Origin of the sequence: Pseudomonas syringae group sp. J254-4 (assembly GCF_032586855.1) — a bacterium.
Classification (GTDB): domain Bacteria; phylum Pseudomonadota; class Gammaproteobacteria; order Pseudomonadales; family Pseudomonadaceae; genus Aquipseudomonas; species Aquipseudomonas amygdali.
Window position 1 is genome coordinate 587917 of the sequence record NZ_JAWHOO010000001.1, and the last position, 23903, is coordinate 611819.

The window sequence follows — 23903 nt, forward strand, 5'->3', positions numbered from 1 at the left end:
TCAAAAAAACCTTTCAAGCTACATATAATATGCACATTGATAAAAACAAAACCCTTATACAAGCTAAATCTCTAAATTCTAAAAGCATACAAACTACGGCATTAGTGAGAATTTTTCCTTTGGAAGGGTTGACATATATTTCCCCGTATCAATCGCAAAACTGGCGCTATGCACACAAATATTGGTCAGCAAGAAGAAAAAATATAGTAGCGAGCTAGATTCAGACTCTACTGATACCCAGCTTGAGTACGGATGAGCGGCTCTAATATCAGATGGGGTTAGTGTATCCGGAATATTATCGAAATGTATAAACCCTTTCTTAAGGACAAAAACGCCGTCTATGGATGGTGCAGGGGTTGCCCATCTATCCGGAAATGATACCGACTCGACTTCTATATCCTGCTTCACGTGAGCATCTTGTACCCAGTTGTAGATGGTGCTGTTTTTTACGGGACCTGAGTATGCAAAAATAAAATTCACTATGCCTGGAAGCTCATAACCGATCTGCACAAACTTAAACACATTGGACTTTAGTTTCTTCACATTACAAGAGGCGGCAACGGCCTGCTCGACACCTTGCCTATTCAGCGTAGATTTTATTTCAATCGTTGCAATTACAGATTCAACGAGAAAAGCACTTACTCCACCGCCAATGTCTAGTTTCGGGAAGTCCTTGCGATATATAACGATATCGAACTGATTTCGAGGTTCGTCAGGCCGAGAGGAAGAGTCGATAATCTCCCCAGTCCCAATCGAAACTGTTGATGGGAGATGTGCTTCGAGAAACTCCCTTATGAAAACCTCCCGAGGACTGCCTTTGTGGAGCCCATGGCCAGTATTACCGCTAATTTTGAAGCTTGCTAGCAGTCTGTCTTCGATAGCGCTCATGTGGCTGGTCAGCATTCTCTATCCTTGAATCATCAAATATGGCTTCAGCAGGATGCCATCAGTGCCTACACACCTGAAAACGAATTCGACTTCAGATTAAAAGGTTATGGTACAGAATTGGTACACAAGAACAATTAGTGCTATGAGACTGCAGAAAAATCAATACTTTTCGAAAAGGTTTGTCCAATCCATCATCAGCGCAACCGAAAAGCGCCAGGACAGCGCCGGGCTTGATTCTCCAGCGTTTACTGGGCTTTCTGTTTTGTCGATGCTCATCAATACTGATCTTTTATGCAGTGTTTTTTGGCCATTTTTGCTTGTCTTCCGAGAGCTGTTGGTACGTTTACCAACTCAAATCAGAAATGCACCAATTCAAAATGGGCACGATCAGACCACGCAAGCGCGAGGAAAACACAACTGCCTACTGCGCGCAGATACGGATCAATCGAGACGGGCAGCCAGTTTATCAGGAAACCTACACCTTCGATCGCAAGCAGGCGGCTCAAGTGTGGATGAAACGACGTGAGGAAGAGCTGGCCGTACCTGTTGCGATTGAGCGCATGAACCGCAATACCGTCAGCGTCAAACAGATGATTGATCGATACCTTGACGAGTATGAGAAGGTTCGTCCTTTGAGCAACACCAAGAGGGCAACGCTTATGGCCATAGGCTAGAGCTGGCTGGGGGAGATAGCAGACTCAGATTTGACCAGTCAGAAATTGGTTGAGTACGCGCAATGGTGAATGGGCAAGGAAGGTAGGGGTGTTCAGGCGCAAAGTGTAGGCAATGATCTATTACATCTAAAATCGATGCTGTCCGTAGCGTTCATGCGGGCAGACAGACACCAGCAATCAACCTGCTCGATCTGCTTGCACTGAAATCACGTATCCGGCACCTCAATACCAGGCCCTGAGATCATCCAATTGGACTCGTCGAAAACCGGATCAATGTAACCTTTAGGCTTGTATTTAGTTATATCCGCCGTCGTACCTGACAACTCTTCAACTAACGGGCAAATTTTTTCCCAGTCAATATAAAAATCCATATGACGCCCATTATGTAAGATGTCTGTCCATTCCTCTAGCAGGCTGTACCCCGCCTGTTCATGATCAAATAAACTCTCGCAACGTGCTACAACTTTAAACAGCATAAGATTTCTTTCATGCTGGCCCTCCGAAATCTCATATGGATTTATCCTTTCTTCTTGAAGATCAGCGAGCTGCCCTAGCTTAGTCAACATATGATACAAGCGAAGGGCCATAGGTGGATGGTCCCTATCTTGTCGGGACAAAGGAATATTACGAAGCGGCCAATACACGCAATACATAGCGACCTTACGCGCCAACAAAGCTTTTTCGCGCCCTACATATATTCTTTGAGTAAGCCTAAAGATAATTGCAATAGCACATAAGTCTGCGTCGATCTCTAAAGCCTCACCAACCCTAGGAAACGAGTATTTAAGCTGTTCTGCGACAGCATTGTGCTGTTTCACATGGTGAAGCCATTCATGGGCAATCACCCAAGAAAAACTAAACTTGGATACAAGTGAATAATCAAAGTTCTCTCCAGAAAGCTCTGGTATAACGCTATCGATCAGAGCAGATTCTGACTTTAAACAAAGTTCTATTAATCCCTCATAGATTTGTATTACATAAGACGTACATTCTGCCTGAATCGACGGTGCGCGAACTATTCTTATTTCGGGACAAGGAAAGTCTATTCCATTGGTATTGTGAATATACTTAATCGTTGGCAAAACCACTTCAAGCAGATCCTGAAGGGCTGCTCTTTTCAGTCGCTGATGAGAGTTAAGGTAAGCCTCTACAGATTGAATGTCAGGAGACATATCCATATGCACGCACTTCATAAATTATAGACGTGCATCATATGCATGATAGAGGGCTTATAGCAAGCTTCGCAAATCACGCTTCACGTCGCCTACCGTTTGGCTCCACGCTGTGTGGCACAGCCCTCGTACCTCCATCCGCAGGTGGAATAGGGGGTACGTCACGCCGTTCCATTTCGAGACTTTAAAATGCCTATCTTGCTGTAGACCTATCATCACATAAACACTAGGAAAAATTCGCGGAGGCAGTCATAACCTTGCTACCTCTAAGTCAATACACATATAAAAAAAGCAAAATATCACAAAAACTTTCACATCACTGAGCGCAAATGGGATTATACAAATTATGGCAAAGCAATTATAGAGCAAAAGCCCTAACACCTCGGAACCTCAACTTGTAGTTGCCAGCTCGGGGCTGGCACCCACCGAACCATTCCGCCGGTTCGATGTAGTATAACGGATGTCCATTGTCTCAAAATGAAATCCCTCGAACGCACGCCGAATATCAGGATGATCATTGATGCTCACCATCACCTCCCACTTACACCGCCGCATGAACTCAGCCATCCGCTCGTAGTTTTCAAATAGAAAGTCCACACCATACCCGGCCGCCTGCCAGTAAGGCGGGTCCATGTAGTGGAACGTGTGAGGCCGGTCGTAGCGCTCGGCATATTCGAGCCACGGCAGGTTCTCCACATACGTACCTGACAAACGCTGCCAGGCTGCCTACAAGATTTCCTTGATCCGCAGCAGGTTGATAGCCGGGCCCGTCGTTGCGGTCCCGAAAATCTGCCCGCTGACCTTGCCTGCGAAAGCGTGGTGCTGCAGGTAGAAGAAACGAGCGGCGCAATGGATGATCGGTGAAGGTTTCGGGGCGGGTCATCTTCGGCCACTCAAATACCTGGCGGGAGCTGAGTCCCATTTGAACTGGCGGACAAATTCTTCAAGGTGGTTTGGGGCGACGCGATGCAACGTCACCAGGTCTCCATTGATGTCGCTCAAGACTTCAATGGTTGCGGTCTGGGGACACATGAAGTATACAGCCGCACCGCCAGCGAACACTTCGACGTAGCATTCGTGAGGTGGAATGAGACGGTCTGCCGCCCATCCAAGGGATGATAGGTATGGACATAAAAAAAGCAAGACTTTTACTGTATATATAAGCAGGTGATAGGCTTTCGCTTTATGCACGAAGCGAGAGCCTTGGCTGAACTTACAGGGGTAACATGAGGGGGCAATGACGAGTCGAGGTGCTAACGTATCAAGACTCGCCGCTCTTTTAACTCAGAAAAATAAAGGATCACGACAGTGCTGAAAAATTTTTTAGTTTTTGCCCTCATTTCACAACTGGCGGCATGCGCAAGCAAGAGCGCTTACGACAGCGGCTGGACGGACGAAACTAACGAGAAAGCCTATGGAGCATGTGGGCAGTACCGCGTTAGCAAACAGTTCTCCAATCCTGGAGTACTCGAGGGACTTATTGCCTCAGGAGCTTTAAGTCGCTCACAGGCGCAGCGCGCAGTTAAGCAGGAGGTACGTATCGGCGACTCCGAATGCCTAGCTTACGCTGCATATGGATTAGATCGAGCCGTTATCACTACAAAAACGAATACCAAAGGCCAAGTTACTAACAGAGTCGTTACCTATAGGTGCACTCAGAGTAAAGTGACCTGCCCAGGTATTCGCGTTCATTTTTCAAATGGCGTTGTGTCTGGAATAGACGCACTCGTTAAGTAAGGTTGTCAGGCTGCCGGAGCGTCAAGCTGTTGTGCTCACGGCAGTAACTTTTTTGTGCTCGTTTATAGAACTTTTCACGCCCCTAAGCTCGTTTGCGCCAATGTTGATGCGCTTCGTGACCAACAAATATCCGATTTACCAATCAATGAGTTCAAGCCTGCCCGAGACTAGAACCAGCCTGCCAACATAGCTGCTTGCTCTGAGCGCTACAGGAGTTCTGGATGCTTGAGCAGATCTGATGAAGCAAGCCCGCCTCGGAAAGCGGGACTTACATTACGAAAGATCAGATCCAACCAATGAAACTTTGATTTTTTTAATTTAGTAACATCAGGTGCAACATAGCCTCAGCATTATTTAGTGAAGAGGGGCGCCAGGATTCCTTTTCAGGTTAGAGTGACGACTTCACTTGGCATGCTCTCACCGGAACCTGTACCTATTGGAGCGCTAGCCTTGAAAAGGGTGGATAAAAGCCTATCTAGTGGACGTTCTTCATCAGGGGTAACTTTTAAAAAACCAAAATATGGGCTGGTAGGCATACTATCGTAAATATTAAACGGTCCGCCGTGATATCCATGCTCTTGATTAAAAGTCTTAGGGATGAGCGCATACACGAGCTTTACAGCGCTGGAGTCAATCCGCCTATCCTTGCCAGTAGCTTTTATCTTCAGATAATACTTTTCAATTATTTCAGGTAGGTGGCGTTCTTTAGTCTGGCTTTCTGTCGAGTATTTGGCATCAAAAATATAGTAAGCGGGGTCGTTCCCACCATTATCCAGCCGGACCACAAAGTCCGGTGTATAGTATGGGTTTGATACGCCATTGGAATGAAAAACATCGATCAACTCGCCAGATTTTGATAGTTCACTATAAGCCCAAATTGTTGGCTCATAGAAAAATTCTAGAACTCGTCCGGCAGACTCGAACCTATAGTAGTTAGTAATCTTTTCGTCAGAAAATTGAGCAATCCTACCACGCATGCCGTGGCTTCTATTAGGCTCATTGACACCCGCATTAGTCAACTTATAACCTATACCTAAAATATTATCTACGATCTTATACAAGCAAAAAAACTCGTAAAGCTTATCAAGTGACTTCAAGCCAAACAGATAATTAGTTCCATTCCATGCAGGCTGACCCAACTTATACCAACTATCTATCATCCTGAAAGATCTTTCATAATGCATAAAACGCTTGGCGTGAGGAGTCAAAATAGGAGCGACAGTACCCCGACATGTACAAGGCAAATATTTAGCAAAAAAAGCAAGCAACTCATTGCATTGCTGCAAAAGAACTCTTGCCTCTCGAAAGCGACGCTCCATGAGAGGAGCTTCCACTTTCTGAAGTATGCTATCAAACGCAAAATAGTCTTTATATGGCGTCAAGGTTTGATATTTCCTTCTGAAATCAGGAATAGATAATAAAAACCCTTTTAAATTCAGCAAGAAGCTGTATATAACACGATTTTCAAAAAGATCTGTATTGGCCTTCACGGAGCTACGTTGTATTTGATCTATGGAAAAATGCCGATTATTTATAGTAACTTTAGAGGCGTCAGTGGAGACTGGATAAATCTGATCCAGATGCTGAAAAAGCCAAGAGATGTCCTTATCAGTAATGTGGGTATTATCCTCATAGCTTGCAACTTTCAGAGTTTCAGCTGAGCGCTTACAAGGCTGAGTGGCAAACCGATATCGATTCGAACTAAGAAACTCCAAAACCCGACGCGAATAGTCTATCTTTGTAAGTGTATCCGAAGTCTCACCCTGTTTGGAATCAGAACCAATATGAGTCTTAGAAAAACACAGTCGGGTTACGTCGCTCATCTTAGATGAAAGATACTCTAAAATCTTTTCCGCCTGTTCTTTATTAACTTTCATAGCATACACGTTAATCGGAGTCACCCTCACCAACTCTTGACTATTGGAGAAAGACACAGCTATGGATGTCACTCCAAAATGGTTTGACAAATATCGACTAAACTCAACAGTATGTTCTACCACCTCACCATTGAGACTTGGCCGGTTAAGAGAAATACCATGATCTTGGATAAACACCTTTGGCTCGCCGAAGCTGTTTGGGCAACTTACCCTAAAGGATATCGAATCAGTCTCTCGGATAGAGGGAATTTCCGTGAAGACCTCATGCAGAGGAAAAACGTGAATTCCTTCATGATCTTGTAATAACATTGATATTTCAATCATGAACAACTACTCAGTGCGAAAAATAGCTAAAAGAATTCATATCCATCCGGCCTGTTTCATGCATCCGACGTAGCAATCCGTGACTGATCTTAAAATCGTCTTTATCTAATAAATCAATTAGCTTTTCAAGTCGCAATGCATACCCGTCTCCGCTACCTTGTATTAGAGGCAAAACGTGCTGACTCAACGCGTAGTCCAAAGCACGCATATTAGAACTTGAACGCATTAATGGATGAGCGACTAAGCAGTAACGCTCGATAGCGTTCTCTTTACGTTTAGAGATAACACATCTTTTCCCCCATGCGACATTATCATCCATGAGAACAGTTTTTACTTCCTGTAGAAATGCCATTTGATGTGCTATGGCGTTCCTTTCATCCTCAAGAGGAAGGCCTTGGTCAACGTCAAACATGTGATGAAGCGTGCTGTGACTCACTGGTAGTTCCAGTGCATCCAACTCTGTGTCCAAGCCTTCATCTTCATAGCGCTCACCGTTTGGCACCAGAGTAATTATAGGAGCCCGATCAATAAGGCGAGGACTTAGAGGCTCAGTGGTCAAGTCATTATTAATTGTTCCAATAAAACGTAAAGAACTCGGAATTTGAATAGGTAGTTCAGTGTCATTCACCCTAAGTATCTTGTCGGACTCCTTATCGGCCATACCCATGAATGGTGCCCAATAATGCTCAATTGCAGAAAGGTTTGCCTCATCTAGAAGTATCCACAGCGGAGCTGCTGCCTCAAACTTTTCGTGCTGACAAGACTTGATATACTGGTAGAACCCAGTAGGAGCTGGGATCATGCGGTTGGAGAGCGGATTAAAGTAACCTATAAGATCTCTTTGACTTGTCCATCCTCTGCCTACGGATATATTCAACATACGAGATGAAAGATTTTTTGCGTCTGCAAGAATTTTTATTAAGGACGTTTTACCTACGCCTGGCAGCCCAGAGAGAATAACAATAAAACTCTGTTGAATGGATATTAAAAGGTTGGCGATGAAGTCTTTTGGGTAGTGGCGACCCTTGTGTGCAAGTCTTAGGCGAAGCTCATCGATGTACCGATTACGCTCAGCAAGCATAAGATCAGGATCAACCTCACGTGCATTAGAGTGCGGCAAGATTTTGAGAAGTTCTTCAGTCGGATTCGTCATCCCTGATATAGCCTCTACGTACGGGCGAAGCGTGAAAAGCCTTTTACGTAGTTCCTCGTCACGTTGCTTGAGCTCATCCTCCATGAGATCTTTGCTCTGTTTAGCCATAGTGCTTTGCTCTTGATAGACTTTCAAACGAGCATCGGCAGAGGTTATGTCACTTTTTAATGCGGCTAAGTCCTTATAAGGCTGAGCTTCATCCTTTAACAACTTAAGTTCAGTTTTAGCTTTTGTAATTTCAGCCTCTAGTTCGCTGCGCTCTTTATTTCGCGCTTCATCTACAAAAACTCTTTGCTGTGCTTTGAAATTAGCATTCTGCTGTTCAAGCTTTTCTGTAGCGCTCTGGTTTTCAGCCTCAAGACTCTTCTGAAGTTTGCTAAGCTTGTCGACTTTCAATGTTAGAGCAGAAAACTCCTCCGTTAATTTCTCTTCCTTTTCAACCCTAAACCTCCTTAAATACACTTCCTCTCTTGAATCAATATGTTTACTTAGAAGATCCTGACCAATCGACGTTTGTAGATAATCATGCAGAGCACTGTCCAGCGAATCTAGCTTATCTGCGGTAACTGTAGCCAATGCAAAAAAACGGTTTAATTGCTCAACAGAGTTGCTAGGAATATTTTTAGACTTGCTCAAAGCAGCCCTAAACATCATCTGTTCATGTTTTGTGAAAGATTTAAAATTTACTTTTTTCATAAGCTCGCTTCCGAGCTTTACGACTTCTTCGTCTGATGCAAAGTCTATATACTCGCAATACTGCTGCTCAAGCATTTCCGCCCTCAAGAGAAATGAGTATCTATCCCCTCGTACGTCATAGTGGGCAACTCCCGGCTCAATATCTTCATAACGATATTTACGAATACTGCCAGTAACGCTCTTGCCTGGAAACGGACCTTCAACTGCCGATAGCTTTATTACAGTGCTACCGTCGATATCGCTCTCAGACGAAGTTTGAAATGGTCCATAGAGCGAGGTACCATTTTTAATGAGAATCAGCGTAGTGAAAGGGGGTGCATCTGTGTAAATAGTTTTTTCATTAGGCGACGGGAGCTCGGTACTGAATATCTGTAAGGCTGCTTTTCGAGGCAATCTCGACTCTACCTTGGTCGCAGTGGTGACGTAACGGCAATCACCTTCCTTCCAGTCTTGGGTAGTTGGCATTGCTTCAATTTGAAAAAGCTCCCCCGTTTCAAATCGGGAGTCAATATCATGATAGTTGCTAGTTACAAATACTTGACAGGTCTCACAAAAGAAATCCTTTTCATTGACAAGATATAACTCACCATTAATCTGCTCAAAAACCACATCTAAGTATCCAAGATTAGATGGAGCATCCGAGTTATGTATTGCGCGATATTTTTTACCAAAAAGAATCCGTTTGTTCGAGCTTTCCATTTTTCTCTCATTTATTTTCAGTGGTATGCACATCAGATCGAAGTCAAAACCTACCTCACCGACCAACGACTGTCCAGCCTATTGATGTCAATTTGACAGCTGCGTGTAGTAAGCAAGTGATCCGCCAGCTTTTCAGCATCAGATCGTTTTCCACAGCCTCATATTTTAGCCAAAAATGAAATCATCCTCAGCCCTATGAAGAATTCGGCCGAATATGCCGCTGCTGAGAGTCTAATGTAACTCATTGATTTTAATATGCTTTCCATTACCTCAATACGTTTTAATCGCCAAATTGATATACATCTAGGCTGACTCCATCTTTGACTCACCTAATCAAGGCTAAAGTAACCGGCTCTCCCTCTCCTGAACGCTTTCAAAGAAGGAGCACATCAATGATTCGCATGGCGCGCCCCTCTGACGCAAAGGCCATTGCCCAGGTGCATGTCAGCAGTTGGCAAGACGCATACCGTGACTTGATGCCGGCCGAATACTTGAATTCGCTGGAAGCGAATCTGGCTCAGCGTGAATCATTTTGGGTTCGCTCGATTGAATCGGGCGAGCCTTGCGTATTGGTCGAGGAGTTGAACGAGCAGGTGGTCGGCTGGATATCAGTCGGTGCCAGCCGTGACGAAGATACTGCGGCAACGTTGGACCGTACAAAGGCTTTTACGCGAAGACGCAGTCGATCGAGAAAGACAGATGACACAAGCGCCATCTGTCGGGGGCTCACTCCGCATGCAACGGAATAAACACCGCAAACGTAGTCCCCAGGTCCGCTTTTGACGTCACTTCAATACGCCCGCCATGGGCATCGACGATCTTGGCGACGATGAACAAGCCAAGCCCAAGGCTTGAGTAGGGACCGTTGTCAGTCATTTTCTCGGGCGAGTAGCGATCCATCGGGTTGAAGATGAAAGGAAGCACGTCTTCGGGAATCGGACTGCCTGTGTTATGCACGGTGAACTGAAGCGTGCCGTCAGAAGCTGCCAGCGTTACCTCGACAGGATCGCGGCTGTTGCCGTGCTGTATCGCATTGCCAATGAGGTTCGAGAAGACCTGTTCCAGGCGATCACCATCAAAATTGCCAATGACCGGATCGTTGGAAGTCAGGTGAATATCCGCCTCTGGATTGACCGTACGCGATTCGTCAACGATGCGAGCACAGACGGGCTGGATGTCTGTCTGAGTCTTTTTCAACGGAATGCCGGGACCGATCTGTGACCGTGTGAAGTCGAGCAGATCGCCAACGATCTGATTGGCTCGTTTCACGCTTGAGTAGATCCTTGATGCCACCTTGGTTGGCCGCGCGCCCAGGTCATTGGTACGCAACAGCACGTCTGCGCCCAGCAATATGGCACTTAACGGTGTACGCAAGTCGTGCCCGAGGATGCCCAGAAAGATATTGCGCGAGGCTTGAACCGCACCGGTATAGCTGGAGATGGATTCCGCGAGAGCCTGATCTATTGCTTCGTTGAAGCGGATCATGTCATCCATCTGCTGCTGGGTGTCCGAGGTCGGGCGCATCATCCACTGTTTTATCACGCTCGCGCGTAACGCTCGAAACTCCGAGACCACCTGATCGATGGTGAAGCCTGACATCAAACGAGTGATCGCATGGCTTTTCGCAGCGGTGTCTTCTTGCGATACGACCTGACCCTGAGATTTTTCGACCTGTTGCTGCGACGACTGATCCGTCCTCAGATCAGTGGCAATGGCTCGAAGCATCTGCTCGGCGTGATCCCTGAGCTCCTTGGTATCCAGAGGCTCGCCGAGCGTGGACATGGTGCGCGCGAAGTCGGTCCACTCCAGTACAATAGGCTCGATGTTCTCAAGGATGAAGCCCGATAACCGCATAGCAATTAAAACCCGAAAATGAACCCCGCGAATTGCAGATTCGTGGGGCGAGTTAAACACCAATTCCGATCAAAAAGACGGATACATTTGTTAAATGAATTTCACGCAGACCAGGAAAATATCGAGGCCCGGAGCTAATCGGAAAGCGCTTGTAAACGAGCCTGAACTGCGTCGTCAAAAATGATGTAGAGCGCCTCGGCATCGGCGGGACGCAGCTTTCTGCTTGTCTCAAGACCGTGAATGTATTCGATCTGCAACGCCCCTTCGGCCTCCACGTCAGCGCGGGTGCTGGTTGCCTCGAGCGCTCTTACCAGATCACTGATAGCACCCTGGACAGCCTTGGGGAGCCGTAACTGGTCAAGTTGTTCCTGCATTCGCTCAATTTCCGGGTTAAAACCATAGGGTCGGCAGCAGATCACGGTGAAGCGTGCAATGCAAGGCCATGAGCCCGATCATCGATGAGCTGAAGAGGCGGTGCGCCCTTCAAGAAGGTTTTTCAGGCTGTAGGTCACCACACCCAGAATGATCAGGTCGTCGTGGTCAGTGACATGCAGTGGTGGATAATCCGGGTGTTCGGACTTGAGGATCACGACGTCGCCACGCATGTGCAAACGCCGACACATCTGCCTTGCGTTGAGTGAGGCGACGACGATGTCACCGTGCTCGGCGTACTGACTGCGGTCGACAACCAACATGTCACCGGTGCGCATGCCGCCTCCCTGCATGCCTTCATCCTCGACCCTGGCCAGATAAACGTGCGGCTCACGGACCTCACAAAGCTCTGCGATAGAGACATGCTTCTCGACCACTGGCGACCTGGAACCGACGGATGACAAGGATAGCAAAGGGAGCTTGATGCCCCCTGCCGACAAGGGGCCAAGGAATGTGACACTCATGGGACGAGCCTTTTATGATTAACTGTATACATATACAGTTAATCGTTTATCAGGGGCCAGGTCAATCTCCACGACCTGACACATCGACAAATGGTGTGGACTCAACCCGATGCACGGTCAATGCTCGCGTACTGTCACGGCGCTTCGTCTTGCGACAACCGGGTAATCAGCGCCACTGTCAGGTAAAGCCTGGGCGCGATGCTCGACAGTTCGATGTACTCATCGTCCGCATGCAAGCCAGCTCCGACAACGCCCATGGTTTCCAGCACGGCAGGTTTTGCGCTACCCGGTACGTAGGCGTAGCCCGCATCGGTACCGAAGCGCATGGCGATCGGCTCGACACTGCGACCGATTTTTTCATAGAGCGTCTGCGCGGTTTTCGCCAGTTGCTCGGAACCCGGATTCCTGGCCAGCGGCGGACGGCCTTTTTCCATGCGCAAGGTCACTTCGGTGCCATCAACGAGGGTTTTCTTCACAATCCGCTGACCGTCAGCGAGCACCCTGTCGCTCTCGCTTGGATCGGAGTAGCGCATGTCCGCCTCGGCCGAAGCGCTGGACGGGATGATGTTGCGCTTCTCACCGCCTTTGACAAGCGTCCAGTTGACCGTCGTACCCTTGCCCGGATCGCCAAGGTCCTTGAGTTGCAGCAGTTGGTGCGCCAACTCGATGGCCGCATTGCGCCCGGCTTCAGGGGCCGAGCCTGCGTGTGACGACTTGCCTTTGACGTCGAGGAGCAGGCCATTGATGCCATTGGTGGCGACAGTCACGGCGTCTTTGTCAGGCGGCTCGTAGGAAAACACGTAGTCATGCTGACGAGCGAGTTCGGCTATGACTTTTTTCGACCCGCTGGAGCCGGTTTCCTCGTCCGGATTGAAGAGCACGGTGAGCGTGCCGAAATCCTTGAACTTCTGGTCCTGCAGCAGTTGCAGCGAATGCAGAATCATCGCCACGCCGCCCTTCGCATCTGCCACACCAGGGCCATAGGCGCGTTCGCCGTCGAGCCTGAACGGGCGTTTGGCGGCAGTGCCCGGCCCGAAGACCGTGTCGTAATGGACCATTAGCAGAAAGGACCGGGTGCCATTGCCTTTGAACCTGCCAACGATGTTGTCACCCGCAGAAGGGTCTGCCGGCGTGGTGGAAACTTCGGCACCCAATGCCTTGAGACGCTCCACCAGCATCGCGCTGACGGTTTTCAGTCCGGGTGCCTGGCCGGTACCCGTATCGATATCCACGAGTTGCCGGACGGTTTCGAGGTAGGAGTGTTGTTCAGCCTGAGCTTTTTTCAGTAACAGATCAGATGGCAGCTCAGCGGCGATGACGCCCATGGAAAACAATGAAAAGCCGATTGCGGCCGTGATGGGGAAACGTCGTGAATGCATGCTGGTTCCTTCAGATCATCGCGAGTTGAACAGCATCTTTACCCCAATGCACTGCTCGACGCCACAAGCGAGTCTCATCAGACAAATATGTATGAGAATGTAACTGATAGTGATTAGCATTTAATAAGATGTGAAAAATTTGTTAGTCTCGCCCTCCGCTGCCGCCTGTCACGACCTGCCAGCCAGCACGCCATCACCCAGGTTTCCCGCCACGTCCCAGTCCCTGCAGGAATTACCCCAATGCTTCGTCCGTTTCTACCTTCGTTGGCCAGCCTTGTGGCTCTCGGTCTGTCGGCCGCCGCTGTGGCCAGCCCCGTTCAACTCGATCTGCCTGCACAGGCACTTTCCAGGTCGCTCGCACAACTGAGTCAGGCGAGCGGCATGCAGATATCGGTGGATGACCAATTGCTTGCAAGCAAGCAGGCTCCAGCTATCAAAGGCAGCCTGGAACCGGCTCAGGCATTGAATCAGCTACTGCTGGGCAGCGGCCTTGATGCGCAGGTGCAGGGCAATGCTGCGAGGGTATTCCAGCCATCGAGCGGTGGCTCGCTGACGCTGGGCAATGTGGACATCAGCGCTCAGGCGGGCATTGCAGGAATGGCCACCACAGAAGGCAGCGGTTCTTACACCACGGGCTCGATGAGCAGCGCGACCGGGCTGCCCCTTTCGATTCGCGAGACACCGCAGTCGGTAAGCGTGATCACCCGCCAGCGAATTGAAGATCAGGGCATGAACGACCTCAATGATGTCGTCAAATATGCACCCGGCGTGACGCTACGCAAATTCGGCTCGGACCGTCAGCAGTTTCTGGCGCGCGGCTTTACAATCGATAACCTGATGTATGACGGTCTGCCGACTATCGTCAGCACCTTCACACTGGACACCATCTCCGGCGCTGACCTGGCCTTGTACGACCGCGTTGAAGTGGTACGCGGCGCTACTGGGCTGATGACCGGTGCAGGCAGTCCGTCGGCGACACTGAATCTGATCCGCAAGCGCCCTACTGCTACCCCGCAAGTCAGCGTGACCACCAGCGCCGGGAGCTGGGACCGCTACCGTACCGAGGTGGAGGCGTCGAACAGGCTCAACGATTCCGGTACGTTACGTGGCCGGGTGGTAGCAGCCTATGAAACGGGCAACAGTTTTGTCGATGAACGCGACAAAGAGCGCCAGACGTTCTATGGCGTTCTGGAAGCCGACCTCAACGAATCGACCACCTGGACCATCGGAGCCTCGAAACAGCGCGATGACGCAACCTCGGACTGGGGCAGCCTGCCATCAGGCCCTAATGGTGAAAACCTTCACCTGCCGCGCTCTACCTTCCTCAGTAACGACTGGGCGTATTGGGACAGGGAGAACGTCAGCGTTTTCACTGACCTGACTCATCGCTTCGACAACGGCTGGAGCAGCAAACTGGCGGCGACCAGAATCTGGGCCGAATCCGACATGTACTCCAACTACCTGACCGCCAGTGGCACGGGTTACGGCCAGGCGGCCGGCGAATACGACACCACAGACGTGCAGACCAGTCTGGATGGTTCGCTGTCCGGGCCATTCCAGCTGTTTGGCCGACAGCACGAGCTGATGCTCGGCGTCAGTCGGCGCGAAGAAAAGTTTGACCAGAAAGGCGGCTTTTACGGCTCAACACCGGTCGATATCTACACCTTCAACCCCAATCTCATTGCAAAACCGGACCCTGCCACGCGTACCGCCTATGTCAATCAGAACACCGCCACCGAGGAAGGCGTCTACGCAGCCGCGCGTTTCAACCCGATTGATCCGTTGCACGTTATCGTCGGCAGCCGGGTGAGCTGGTACGACTATCAGAATCGGTCGGCCAGCAATGGTGACTACAAAGTCATTCGTGAGGTCACGCCTTATGCCGGCATCGTCTATGACCTGAACGATACCTACTCGGCCTACGCAAGCTATACCGAGATCTTCAAGCCGCAGAACCAGCTGGACGTGGGCGGCGGCGTGCTGGACCCGATGACAGGCGAAAGTTACGAAATCGGCCTGAAAGGCGAATACTTCGACGGTGGTTTGAACGCATCGCTGGCAGTCTTCGACATGACCCAGGAAAACCGCGCGTACGCCATCGTCAATCCGCCAGTCACTTGCCAGCAGCAGAATCGCGTCTGCTACGAAGCAGCCGGTGAAGTGCGCAGCCGAGGGATCGACGCAGAAATCAGCGGCCAGCTGACACCTGACTGGCAAGCCTCCGCGTCCTACACACTGGTGCTGAGCCAGTACGTCAAAGACAGGAGCAATGACAAGGGCGACCTGTTTGCGCCCAATCAACCGAAACACCTGTTCAAGGCAGCAACGTCCTATCACCTGCCCGGCAACCTGAACAAATGGCGCGTGGGTGCCGACGTTCTGGCGCAAAGCGAGACGTACAACCGGGTCGGCACCGGTCACTCCGAGCAGGAGGCCTATGCGATTGTTGGACTGATGGCAGGCTACCGCTTCGACGAGCACTGGGACGCGCGGGTCAACCTCAACAACGTATTCGACGAAAAATACTGGCAGGGCATTCCCCTGGCGACCGGCAGCGGCGTTTACGGCGACCCGCGCAACCTGATGGTCTCGCTGAAGTGGTCGCTCTGACTCTTGCACGCTGCAAGGTGCCTGATGGCCGTTAAATTCACATCAAGGGAACAAGCAGTGCGTGCGAGGCTCAAAAACAGTCTCGACAAAGGTATTCACGACAATGCCGTCCCTCAGGGCCTATCATCGGCAGCAGGAAACGCTGCGGCCTTGAGTGGTCGGCAGCGCTCGGGTAATGTCATCCAACCGCACAGGACAGAGCACGCTCATGACTTCCAAGCTGGATCAACTCAAGAAATTCACTACCGTTGTTGCTGACACAGGCGACTTCGGTGCAATCAAAAGCCTCGAACCAGAGGACGCCACCACCAATCCTTCGCTGTTGCTCAAGGCCGCATCCGACGTCAACAACGCTCAGATGCTCGCCGACGCATTCAGCGGTGCCAAGGGTGACATCGGCCTGGCCTGCGACCGCTTTGCAGTCGCCATCGGTCAGGAAATTCTCAAGGTGGTTCCGGGCCGCGTATCCACTGAAGTGGACGCACGCCTCTCGTTCGATACCAATGCCCTGATCGAGCGCAGCGAGCGCTTGATCGGCCTTTACGATGCCGCCGGCATCAAACGTGATCGGGTGCTGATCAAGCTGGCAGCCACGTGGGAAGGTATCCGTGCCGCTGAGAAGCTAGAGAAGGACGGTATTCAGACCAACCTAACGTTGCTGTTCTCCTTCGCCCAGGCAATCGCCTGTGCCGAGGCAGGCGTGTTCCTGATTTCGCCGTTCGTGGGCCGTATCTACGACTGGTACAAGAAATCTTCAGGCACCGACTATGTAGGCGCAAAGGATCCGGGTGTGCAGTCCGTGACGCGAATCTACAACTACTACAAGGCCAACGACTTCAAAACCGTGGTCATGGGGGCAAGCTTCCGCAATCTGAACCAGATCGAACAGCTGGCGGGCTGTGATCGCCTGACCATCAGCACCGACCTGCTCAAGAAACTGGCTGAAGATACCGGTACGCTGGAACGCAAGCTTGCACCGGGCAATGCCGGTGAGGCTCGCCAGAGCCTGACCGAGAGCCAGTTCCGCTGGGCCTCCAATGAAGATGCCATGGCCACTGAAAAACTGGCTGAAGGCATTCGTCAGTTCGCTCGCGATCAGGAAAAGCTGGAAGCGCTGCTCTCCGCAAAAGCCTGATAACGAAAAAGGGCGACACCTTAACGGGTGTCGCCCTTTTTGCTGCCTGTCGTTCAGTGATCAGAAGGACAGACGCCAATGGCCCCTAGCGCTGACCTTCCAGTGCATTGACCAGATCATGGAATGCTTCACGATTCGAGTCGTTAAGGCCCATGAGGATCTTGTGCGCCTCAAGTACCTTGGCCTTGACCACTTCTTCGCACTGATCCTGCGAAGGCAGGTCAGTCAGGCTCTCAGGCCGCGGCAGGGGCCGGTCAACGATGTTGAACACCTGATCAAAGCCCATCGACTGCAACAGGCGCGTGATGTCCTCGTGAGTGGTCACGAGAGTCGGCAACAGTCCGACCTTCTGGCGCGACAGGATCGAAAGTTTGGCCAGCAAGCCAAGCGTTGTGCTGTCAATGCTGCGCGTCTCGGTAAGATCGATGACCACCGCCGAGAAATTCAACGCAGTGAAGATACGCTCGATAGTCGCATCCAGGGCCGAACACAGCGTCAACCGCACTTCACCCACGAACTTGAGAACGAAGGTGCCTTCCTGCTCGGCGAACTGGATTCTACCGGTACTCATTCAAGATTCCTGCTTAACACTAACAAGGCGATATCATCCGGCATCTCCCCTAGCGTTGCCAATTCAAAAACCCGCTGCAAGCCATCCAGGCTGCCGCCAGCCGTCTTGACCAACTCGGGAAGGACGGCTTCTTTCTCTTTGAGTGTATCACCGGGCAACAGATCCAGTATGCCATCAGACAACATGGTCAGACTGAAGGATGCTGGCAGGTCGATTTCGTGATCCTGATAGGTCGCTTCGTTGAACAAACCGACCGGAAGGCCGCGACCTTCCAGATACCGCGCCTGCCCTTCGGAATACAACACCGGCAGTGGCAGATGACCACCCACGGCATACGTCAGTTTACCTGACTCTTCATCAATAACACCGCCGACCATCGTAACGTGCTTGCCCAGCTTGCAACTGATAAGCCCGCGGTTGATATGCCCCAGTACATCCGACGGTTTGAATTCCGGCAGTGTTCCGCCACGCCTGGATTCAAACAGCAGCCGAGTCGTCATGAACTTCAGCAGCACCGTGATGAACGCCGATGAAGCACCGTGACCTGAAACATCTGCCAGGTAGAAGGCAACACGCCGTTCGTCGACCCTGAAGTAATCGACAAAATCGCCGGACAGATACAACGACGGAATGATCTGATGGGCAAACTTGAATTCGTCAATCGACCACGGGGTGATCGGCAACATGTTCATCTGCACTTGCCGACCTGCGTCCTGATCTTCCTGCAACAGGTGAAGACTGGCTTCAAGTTCGCGATTGGCCTTTTCCAGCTTTTCGCGGTAGACCTGGTTTTCAGTAAGCAGACGAGCCCGATCCAGCGCCCGACGCACTGAATGCTCCAGCACGGCAAGATCTTCAAGGGGCTTGATCAGATAATCGGCAGCGCCGAGGCGCAAGGCCTCTACCGCATCGCTCATCACGCCCGCACCGGATACAACGATGACAGGCGTCTGCGGAGCAATGGCGGTGACCTGACGGATCAGCTCAAGCCCGCCCATCTGAGGCATGCGCAGATCGCAGACCACCAGATCGGGGTTCTCTTGCTCGAACATCTGAATTCCCTGCAAGCCATTACTCGCTTGCAGAACGCTGAAGCCACTGTCTTCAAGGTAGGCGGCAAGGCTCGCGCGCACTACGTCGTCGTCATCGATAATCAGCAGCTTGGCACTGGTTTTTGGCATGGGGGCAAACGGCGCCAGATCAGGTTGGCGTAGGCGGCCCGGTGTTTCCGGAACCAGCTTACTGGATTCGCTTCTAGCCTCTCCGTAATAACACGCGACAACTGGATGTGCGTGGCGTGTCTCAGAGGTGCCCTTCAAGGCGCAGACGGTACTCCCATCCGACGGGTGTTTCAAGCATGCTCCTATCCTCACTTTGCGCTCTTTACATCGCAAATCACCCGGAGTTATAAGAACTCACAAATCAGCAACTAAAACGAAGGACTGTACATGAGTGGAAATGATCGCAACTACGAGGAAAAGCGGGATTACATCCGCATGCGCGTCGAAGCAGACGTCAACCTGATCCACGCGGGCCAGGTGATTCCCGCCGTATGCATTGACCTTTCCAGCTCAGGCATGCAGGTCCAGGCACCACGCTCATTCCAGGTCGGGGACAAGCTTAGCGTGAGCATCGACTCTGATCATCCTGCGCTCAAGGGACTTGAGGCCGAAACCGAGGTGGTGTGGGTCAATGACGAAGAAGGCGGCGGACAGAAACTGGGGCTTTCCATCGTCTCGATGAGCTGACTGCAGGCGGAATTACTTCACACTTTCAAAAAATAATAAAGGCGACCCAGGGTCGCCTTTATTGATTCACGCAGAGGCAAAGTGTCGATTAAAAATCGTCTTCGACCTTTCCGTCCTTGACCTTGAACTCGCGGTTCTGCAGGTAAGCGTTACGAATGAACGTGTAGCGATCACCGCTGACCATACGCTCGGCAGACAGCAGGCTGGCACGTGTATCGATCAGATTCACGCCCAGCGCCGTGTTACGGGTCGGCACATGATCGATGTAGCGGTACGGAGACGTGTAGGTGTCCGGGTATTTCGCGAAGGCATCACGCACGGTGCTTGGACCCAGCAGCGGAATCACCACGAACGGGCCGCTCGGCACACCCCAGTAGCCCAGTGTCTGGCCAAAATCTTCATCGTTGCGTTGCAGGCCCATGCGGGTACCCACGTCAATGAAACCCAGCAGCCCGAACGTGGTGTTGACGATCAGACGCGCAGTGTCGACACCGGCCGCTTCAGGCTTGGCTTGCAGCACGTTGTTCGCCAGATTGCCGACATCGCCGATGTTGTTGAAGAAGTTATGGATACCGTCTTCGACAAATTGCGGCGCGATGTACTGATACCCCTTAGCCAGCGGCTTGAGCGTGTAAGCGTCGAGGGTATCGTTGAAGCTGAAAATGGAGCGGTTGATGCCTTCCCATGGGTCATCTTCGGCGGCCTGAACAGCTACCGGAACCAGCGCAATGCCGGCACAGAGGGACAATTGCAGCAAACGCTTGATAAAGCCTGCACCGGTCACGGGCATAGCTGACACTCCTGATCGAGATATCGAAATAATGACGCGGGTGCTACGCCCCACACGCTAGGACAGGGAGTATAAAGCCTTCTGTCATGAATAAGGCAGGTCTGTCAGCAAAGGGTTCCGGATAAACCCCGTCATCGCACATTCATCGAAGTGTCACAAAATACCGGTAGCGTTTCTGGATATTTCAGAGAGTTCCTCATGCTCGCGCCGGTCCTCACGCCCCTGCCAACCTTTCCCGCCCTGCTGTTCGGCCTTAGCGGCTGTCTGGTGGACTTCGGTGCACAGGCCGCGACCTTGCCTGCACCAGGCCATGAGCACACGCAGCTCACACCTGGCGCAACGGATATTCTGCGGACTCTGCGTGATCAGGGAATGCCTTGCGCCTGGCTTGACGAGCTGCCTGAAACCGTCAGCGCTACGCTGGCTGAGCCAGTAAGTGACTGGATGATTCCCGCCCCTCGCCCAACCGCCAAATGGCCCGCCCCGGATGCTTGCTGGATGGCGCTGATGGCCCTGAAGGTCAGCCAGCTGGATGGCTGCGTGCTGATCAGCGGCGACCCACGCCTGTTGCAGTCCGGGCTGAATGCCGGGCTGTGGACCATTGGCCTGGCGTCTTGCGGGCCACTGTGCGGACTTTCGCCTTCGCAATGGCAGGCACTGAGTGACGCCGAACGCGAGCAGCGACGCGCGCAGGCCACGCTCAAACTCTATTCGATGGGTGTGCACTCGGTCATTGATCACCTTGGCGATCTGGAGTCCTGCCTGGCCGATATCGCATTACGCCGCAGCAAAGGTGAAAAACCCTGATACACGTGCAGCCAGGCACTGACTGGATTAGTCTTGAGTGATCATGGACCTTTAGCTCTTCGGCGAAGTCCATGAGACAGACTTATCAATCAAGGAGCAAGTCATGCCCGCCCGCGAACTGCAAGAACAACTCAACACCCTGCGCGAGCAACTGGAGCATAACCCCCCGCTTTCGGAGTCTGACCGGGAAAATCTTCACGAACTCATGCAACAAATCGAAACTGAAATTCAGCTGGAAAACGCCACCCATGAAGACAGCAGTTTGGCTGACGGCGTGAACCTGGCCGTCGAGCGTTTCGAGCTGGAGCATCCGACCATCGCTGGCACCCTGCGCAACATCGTGCAGACGCTGGGCAATATCGGAGTCTGATTAGGGAATGCCGCTCTGCTGGCTCTGCGTCCGGCCGCTGCTGCATGGTGAGGCGTAGAGTTGTGACGCAGAGCGTCACCCAATGCATGCCGACGCGGGGCGTCGGCACGATAATCCTGAACCTGGAAATATCAGTCAGTGGGTAACGACGCGCTGCATCGGCACTGATGGACACAGACAACTATCGTTCCACCACTCCGCGTGAGAATGCCGTTCCGGACGCTCTGCGTCCACGCCCTTGGCGGCAGACGCTGCTACTGCCGCGCCAGCCTGCGATTGTCCACATTGAGCGTTTCTGTGCTGCGATACGGGTTGATATCCAGACCACCGCGGCGTACGTAGCGTGCATAAACCGTCAGTTTTTCCGGTTTGAGCAAACGCTGCAGGTCGAGGAAGATTCTTTCCACACACTGCTCGTGAAAGTCGGAATGCTGGCGGAAGCTGACGATATACGCCAACAGGCTGCTGTGATCCAGCGCCGCACCGCGATACTCGACCACTACACTGCCCCAGTCGGGCTGACTGGTGACCGGGCAGTTGGATTTGAGCAAATGACTGTGCACGCTCTCTTCGATAATTCGCGACTCATCGCAGCGCAGCAGCTCAGGCTGAGGGCGATCGTAGCTACTGACCGTGATATCCAGATCGTCGATGCAGACGCCCGGCAAAGTCGCCACACCCTCCCCCTCAATGTCGCTCAGGCTGCGAATGCGCACGCCAACCGGCTTGCCGGCCGCAGCTGACAGATCCTGCTCAAGGGTTGCCTGCACCTGCTCAACGGCAGCGAAGGCGGTCTGATTCAACGAGTTGAGGTATAGCTTGAAGGACTTCGATTCGATGATGTTCGGCGAATCGGCCGGAATGCTGAACTCGGCAATGGCCACCACTGGTTTGCCGGACGGCAGCAGCCAGGACAACTCGTAACAATTCCAGAAATCGACACCCTGATAAGGCAGCGTCTGAGCCGTCAGCCCAAGCTCCGCCCACTTTGCAGCACGGGGGATCGGGAACAGCAAAGATGGCGTATAGGTGGCGATGTACTCACTGGACTTGCCCAGCGGCGAGTGTTCGGCTGCGGGATGCATGGCGATACCTGGATCATGAATTAACGCGGCGAGTTTATAGCGTTTGCGCAGGGCTTTCAGCGAAAATCCGCTTCAGCCCGCAGCCGTCGCGGGCCGCAATGCGGCCTCGGCGACTACACTCGGTTCTGATCACTCATAACGCAATGCATGCGCAGGCTGGATCTGCGCGGCGCGCCAGGCTGGGTAGATCGTGGCCAGAAAGCTCAGGATAAACCCGGCACTGCAGATCAGCAGCACATCGCCGCCCTGCAATTGGGAAGGCAGGTTGCTGATGAAGTACACGTCGGAACTGAAGATGTGCTGACCACTGACCCGCTCGACCCAACCGACCAGACTGCTGACGTTCAGCGCGGCAATAATGCCCAGCACGCCGCCGATCAGGGTGCCGACAATACCGATCACCGTGCCCTGGACCATGAAGATCGCCATGATTTGCCGCGGCGTGGCGCCGATGGTACGCAGAATGGCGATGTCCGCGCCCTTGTCATTGACCACCATGATCAGCGTGGCAATGATGTTGAACGCCGCAACCGCAACGATCATCAGCAGCAACAGGCCGATCATGGTCTTTTCCATTTTCATGGCGCTGAACAGGCTGCCCTGAGTGTGGGTCCAGTCATCGGCGTGATACCCGGCACCCAGACCGGCAGCAATGGCTGTGGACACCTGAGGCGCCTTGTACAGGTCCTTGAGCGCCAGTCGCACGCCTTGAACCTGATTGGGTTGCCAGCGTTGCATCTGCGCGGCGTCGGCAATGTTGATCAAGCCCATCGAGCCGTCCAGCTCGGCACCGACCTTGAAAATACCCACGACGGTCAAGCGTTGCAGGCGCGGCGTGATGCCGCCCGGCGCACTGCTGACTTCCGGTACGATCAGGGTCAGCTTGTCGCCGATGCTCAAGCGAAAGCGGCGCGCGGTTATATCGCCAAGTACCACACCAAATTCGCCCGGCTTCAGGTCTTCAAGACTTCCACGCGTAATGTGTTGAGTGACGATCGACACCTCATGCTCCAGCGCCGGGTCAACGCCGCTGATCTGGATCGGCTGCATCGAGCCCTTGTAGGACAGCATGCCTTCCATGTCGGTAAACGGTGCAGCAGCGGTGACTTCAGGATTTTTCAATGCTGCGTCGGCCAACGGTTTCCAGTCATCCACCGGTGTGGCACCGGCGATAACCGCATGCGGCACCATGCCCAGGATCCGCGAACTCATTTCCCGCTGGAAACCGTTCATGACCGACAGCACCACGATCATCGCTAGCACACCGAGTGCCAGCCCGATCATCGAAGTCATCGAAATGAACGAGATGAAGCTTTTGCGGCGTTTGGCGCGGGTATAGCGCATGCCGATGAAGATGGGTAACGGTCTGAACATTCGCGAAGCACCGTGGGAAAAAACACCGTGTAAAAACGTAGAGCCCGGCGCGATGAGTTGCGCC

18 protein-coding genes and 3 pseudogenes are annotated in these 23903 nt (G+C 52.1%); 7 read left to right on the plus strand and 14 right to left on the minus strand.

Annotation, left to right across the window (positions count from 1 at the left end; all coding sequences use genetic code 11):
• Positions 1-93 precede the first annotated feature (93 nt).
• Positions 94-903: a DUF6602 domain-containing protein gene (locus RYB09_RS02605; protein ID WP_316887384.1), complete on the minus strand. Its 810-nt coding sequence runs from the start codon at positions 901-903 to the stop codon at positions 94-96.
• A gap of 362 nt (positions 904-1265) precedes the next feature.
• Between RYB09_RS02605 and RYB09_RS02610 the strand changes: the two are divergent.
• Positions 1266-1712 (plus strand): annotated as a pseudogene (locus tag RYB09_RS02610) (site-specific integrase); the annotation flags it as partial.
• Positions 1713-1768: 56 nt separating this feature from the next.
• On the opposite strand, the gene RYB09_RS02615 reads toward RYB09_RS02610, so the two are convergent.
• The 4 genes and pseudogenes from RYB09_RS02615 to RYB09_RS02630 all read right to left on the minus strand — a co-directional run bounded on the left by RYB09_RS02615 (position 1769) and on the right by RYB09_RS02630 (position 9220).
• Positions 1769-2740, minus strand: coding sequence for a hypothetical protein (locus RYB09_RS02615; protein WP_316887386.1), 972 nt, complete (start codon positions 2738-2740; stop codon positions 1769-1771).
• A 384-nt stretch (positions 2741-3124) separates the two neighbouring features.
• A pseudogene (locus tag RYB09_RS02620) lies at positions 3125-3866 on the minus strand (DNA adenine methylase).
• A 988-nt stretch (positions 3867-4854) separates the two neighbouring features.
• Complete coding sequence (locus tag RYB09_RS02625) at positions 4855-6672, minus strand: nuclease domain-containing protein (RefSeq protein WP_316887389.1); 1818 nt, start codon at positions 6670-6672, stop codon at positions 4855-4857.
• A gap of 10 nt (positions 6673-6682) precedes the next feature.
• Positions 6683-9220, minus strand: coding sequence for a hypothetical protein (locus RYB09_RS02630; protein WP_316887391.1), 2538 nt, complete (start codon positions 9218-9220; stop codon positions 6683-6685).
• A 392-nt stretch (positions 9221-9612) separates the two neighbouring features.
• On the opposite strand from RYB09_RS02630, the pseudogene RYB09_RS02635 reads away from it, so the two are divergent.
• A pseudogene (locus RYB09_RS02635) lies at positions 9613-9855 on the plus strand (GNAT family N-acetyltransferase); the annotation flags it as partial.
• A gap of 91 nt (positions 9856-9946) precedes the next feature.
• On the opposite strand, the gene RYB09_RS02640 reads toward RYB09_RS02635, so the two are convergent.
• From RYB09_RS02640 to RYB09_RS02655, 4 genes are all read right to left on the minus strand, one after another.
• Entirely contained in the window at positions 9947-11074 is a 1128-nt protein-coding gene (locus RYB09_RS02640) for a sensor histidine kinase (RefSeq protein ID WP_316887392.1), read from the minus strand.
• Positions 11075-11208: 134 nt separating this feature from the next.
• Positions 11209-11448, minus strand: a complete 240-nt coding sequence (locus RYB09_RS02645) for a hypothetical protein (protein ID WP_002552903.1) — start codon at positions 11446-11448, stop codon at positions 11209-11211.
• 78 nt (positions 11449-11526) lie between these two features.
• Positions 11527-11970: a LexA family protein gene (locus RYB09_RS02650; protein WP_029241055.1), complete on the minus strand. Its 444-nt coding sequence runs from the start codon at positions 11968-11970 to the stop codon at positions 11527-11529.
• A 134-nt stretch (positions 11971-12104) separates the two neighbouring features.
• Positions 12105-13349, minus strand: a complete 1245-nt coding sequence (locus tag RYB09_RS02655) for a M20/M25/M40 family metallo-hydrolase (protein WP_316887394.1) — start codon at positions 13347-13349, stop codon at positions 12105-12107.
• 240 nt (positions 13350-13589) lie between these two features.
• On the opposite strand from RYB09_RS02655, the gene RYB09_RS02660 reads away from it, so the two are divergent.
• Together RYB09_RS02660 and tal are read left to right on the plus strand one after the other, a co-directional pair.
• Positions 13590-15959, plus strand: coding sequence for a TonB-dependent siderophore receptor (locus RYB09_RS02660; RefSeq protein ID WP_316887396.1), 2370 nt, complete (start codon positions 13590-13592; stop codon positions 15957-15959).
• A gap of 208 nt (positions 15960-16167) precedes the next feature.
• A complete protein-coding gene (gene tal / locus RYB09_RS02665) occupies positions 16168-17094 on the plus strand; it encodes a transaldolase (RefSeq protein WP_316887398.1) in 927 nt (308 codons plus the stop codon).
• 85 nt (positions 17095-17179) lie between these two features.
• On the opposite strand, the gene rssC is transcribed toward tal, so the two are convergent.
• Together rssC and rssB are read right to left on the minus strand one after the other, a co-directional pair.
• On the minus strand, positions 17180-17665 hold the full coding sequence (gene rssC, locus RYB09_RS02670; protein WP_002552898.1) for an anti-sigma factor antagonist RssC: 486 nt from the start codon (positions 17663-17665) through the stop codon (positions 17180-17182).
• Positions 17662-18846 carry a two-component system response regulator RssB gene (gene rssB / locus RYB09_RS02675; protein ID WP_002552897.1) on the minus strand — a complete coding sequence of 395 codons (1185 nt, stop codon included), beginning with the start codon at positions 18844-18846 and terminating at the stop codon, positions 17662-17664. The genes rssC and rssB overlap by 4 nt, the downstream gene beginning before the upstream one ends.
• 267 nt (positions 18847-19113) lie before the next feature.
• On the opposite strand from rssB, the gene RYB09_RS02680 reads away from it, so the two are divergent.
• Positions 19114-19413, plus strand: a complete 300-nt coding sequence (locus RYB09_RS02680) for a PilZ domain-containing protein (protein ID WP_316887399.1) — start codon at positions 19114-19116, stop codon at positions 19411-19413.
• Between the two features lie 88 nt (positions 19414-19501).
• On the opposite strand, the gene RYB09_RS02685 is transcribed toward RYB09_RS02680, so the two are convergent.
• The gene (locus RYB09_RS02685; protein ID WP_004659844.1) at positions 19502-20203 is read right to left on the minus strand and encodes a VacJ family lipoprotein; all 702 of its coding nucleotides are present in this window, start codon (positions 20201-20203) and stop codon (positions 19502-19504) included.
• Between the two features lie 198 nt (positions 20204-20401).
• On the opposite strand from RYB09_RS02685, the gene RYB09_RS02690 reads away from it, so the two are divergent.
• Complete coding sequence (locus tag RYB09_RS02690; protein WP_316887401.1) at positions 20402-21010, plus strand: HAD family phosphatase; 609 nt, start codon at positions 20402-20404, stop codon at positions 21008-21010.
• A gap of 103 nt (positions 21011-21113) precedes the next feature.
• Entirely contained in the window at positions 21114-21380 is a 267-nt protein-coding gene (locus RYB09_RS02695) for a DUF4404 family protein (RefSeq protein WP_002552893.1), read from the plus strand.
• A 254-nt stretch (positions 21381-21634) separates the two neighbouring features.
• Here RYB09_RS02695 and queF read toward each other — a convergent pair whose 3' ends face one another.
• Both queF and RYB09_RS02705 read right to left on the minus strand, forming a co-directional pair.
• Positions 21635-22465 carry an NADPH-dependent 7-cyano-7-deazaguanine reductase QueF gene (gene queF, locus RYB09_RS02700; RefSeq protein WP_122280302.1) on the minus strand — a complete coding sequence of 277 codons (831 nt, stop codon included), beginning with the start codon at positions 22463-22465 and terminating at the stop codon, positions 21635-21637.
• 129 nt (positions 22466-22594) lie between these two features.
• On the minus strand, positions 22595-23839 hold the full coding sequence (locus tag RYB09_RS02705; protein WP_316887404.1) for a lipoprotein-releasing ABC transporter permease subunit: 1245 nt from the start codon (positions 23837-23839) through the stop codon (positions 22595-22597).
• Positions 23840-23903: the final 64 nt, after the last annotated feature.

Bases quoted from the DNA above. Each gene is read 5' to 3' on its own strand.
- RYB09_RS02685 (WP_004659844.1), bottom strand. From the start codon at position 20,203: ATGCCCGTGACCGGTGCAGGCTTTATCAAGCGTTTGCTGCAATTGTCC.
- queF (WP_122280302.1), bottom strand. From the start codon at position 22,465: ATGCATCCCGCAGCCGAACACTCGCCGCTGGGCAAGTCCAGTGAGTAC.
- rssC (WP_002552898.1), bottom strand. From the start codon at position 17,665: ATGAGTACCGGTAGAATCCAGTTCGCCGAGCAGGAAGGCACCTTCGTT.
- RYB09_RS02655 (WP_316887394.1), bottom strand. From the start codon at position 13,349: ATGCATTCACGACGTTTCCCCATCACGGCCGCAATCGGCTTTTCATTG.
- RYB09_RS02615 (WP_316887386.1), bottom strand. From the start codon at position 2,740: ATGGATATGTCTCCTGACATTCAATCTGTAGAGGCTTACCTTAACTCT.
- tal (WP_316887398.1), top strand. From the start codon at position 16,168: ATGACTTCCAAGCTGGATCAACTCAAGAAATTCACTACCGTTGTTGCT.
- RYB09_RS02645 (WP_002552903.1), bottom strand. From the start codon at position 11,448: ATGCAGGAACAACTTGACCAGTTACGGCTCCCCAAGGCTGTCCAGGGT.
- rssB (WP_002552897.1), bottom strand. From the start codon at position 18,846: ATGCCAAAAACCAGTGCCAAGCTGCTGATTATCGATGACGACGACGTA.
- RYB09_RS02605 (WP_316887384.1), bottom strand. From the start codon at position 903: ATGCTGACCAGCCACATGAGCGCTATCGAAGACAGACTGCTAGCAAGC.
- RYB09_RS02680 (WP_316887399.1), top strand. From the start codon at position 19,114: ATGAGTGGAAATGATCGCAACTACGAGGAAAAGCGGGATTACATCCGC.
- RYB09_RS02625 (WP_316887389.1), bottom strand. From the start codon at position 6,672: ATGATTGAAATATCAATGTTATTACAAGATCATGAAGGAATTCACGTT.
- RYB09_RS02695 (WP_002552893.1), top strand. From the start codon at position 21,114: ATGCCCGCCCGCGAACTGCAAGAACAACTCAACACCCTGCGCGAGCAA.
- RYB09_RS02705 (WP_316887404.1), bottom strand. From the start codon at position 23,839: ATGTTCAGACCGTTACCCATCTTCATCGGCATGCGCTATACCCGCGCC.
- RYB09_RS02630 (WP_316887391.1), bottom strand. From the start codon at position 9,220: ATGGAAAGCTCGAACAAACGGATTCTTTTTGGTAAAAAATATCGCGCA.
- RYB09_RS02640 (WP_316887392.1), bottom strand. From the start codon at position 11,074: ATGCGGTTATCGGGCTTCATCCTTGAGAACATCGAGCCTATTGTACTG.
- RYB09_RS02660 (WP_316887396.1), top strand. From the start codon at position 13,590: ATGCTTCGTCCGTTTCTACCTTCGTTGGCCAGCCTTGTGGCTCTCGGT.
- RYB09_RS02650 (WP_029241055.1), bottom strand. From the start codon at position 11,970: ATGAGTGTCACATTCCTTGGCCCCTTGTCGGCAGGGGGCATCAAGCTC.
- RYB09_RS02690 (WP_316887401.1), top strand. From the start codon at position 20,402: ATGCTCGCGCCGGTCCTCACGCCCCTGCCAACCTTTCCCGCCCTGCTG.